Source organism: Mesorhizobium sp. M7A.F.Ca.US.014.04.1.1 (assembly GCF_003998745.1).
GTDB lineage: Bacteria > Pseudomonadota > Alphaproteobacteria > Rhizobiales > Rhizobiaceae > Mesorhizobium > Mesorhizobium ciceri.
This window is the reverse complement of record NZ_RZRW01001149.1, coordinates 1-970: the sequence shown is the minus strand read 5'-3', so window position 1 is coordinate 970 and position 970 is coordinate 1. Positions and strand designations below refer to the sequence as shown.

The following is a 970-nucleotide window of genomic DNA, read 5'->3' as shown; positions in this document are numbered from 1 at the left end:
GCTTCTCGCTCGGTGAGCGGCTGGCGACGATCAGGTTGGCGGTGAAATCGACCACGACGACGGGGTTGGGCACAAGCGCTGCGATCCTGCCTGCAAGCGAAGGCATCGAGCTTTCGGCCAGGGCCTGCTGCAGCAGCGACGTGTGTGCCTGGAGCGCCTGCTGGAGCCGTTCCGATGCACGCTTCTCCTCGCGCAGCTTGTGCTGTTTCTCGACAGCGATTTCACCGAGATGGACGATCATCCCGATGAAGGCGAGATCGTCGGCGCTGACGTCCATGATCTCTCGCGAGATGACGCTGAGCACCATCGGCCTTCCGGCCTCGTCGACGCAACTCATCGGCATTACCAGAACGCTGCGGTAGTCGCGTTCGAAAGCCTCTATGCGATAGCCAGGAAACTCCTCCGAGACCCGGGCATCCCTGATATAGACGGCCTCGTTGCGTTGCAGGGCGACGATCGACGGACTGGTGGCGAGTTCCCAGCGGTCGGGGAGCGACCGCTGGATCAAGGTCGGGTCATGGCGAACGATCACGTAAGCATGGCCATGCGGTGCGTCGATGCTCATGATCGACCCCATCGTCCATCCGGCATGCCGGCAGGCGGCCAACACCAGATCACGCAACACCGTGCTGAGATCGCCGCCTGAGTTGATCAGGCTGGCGGCGTCGCGTAACGACAGGATTTGCGACTGATGGTTCACTGGTGCGACTGTTCCGGCTGACCGATCTGTTCCTGTTGGCACTGCGAGCGCCGATATAAGCAATTCGCGGCCGAGTGAAGCTACACGTCTTCCGAGAGCGAGACATCCGGTTTTTCCTCGGAAGCAGAGGAAGACGCGTGGTGCGCGCCTTCCTAGCCTGGCCCTTTCGAGTTTGGGCAGGAAGGACCGTTGGCTCGAATGGAAATCAGGAAAGTCTGCACCTTCATCGACGCGGTTCTGATCGAGGGCGGCAAGGTCGCTGGTAAACCG

At 61.2% G+C, this 970-nt stretch carries 1 protein-coding gene; it reads right to left on the bottom strand.

Annotated features, from left to right (window positions below):
• Nucleotides 1-700, bottom strand: a 700-nt coding sequence (locus tag EOA22_RS35195; protein ID WP_164756247.1) for a GAF domain-containing protein, incomplete at its 3' end; no start/stop codon positions are given.
• Between the last annotated feature and the right edge of the window lie 270 nt (nt 701-970).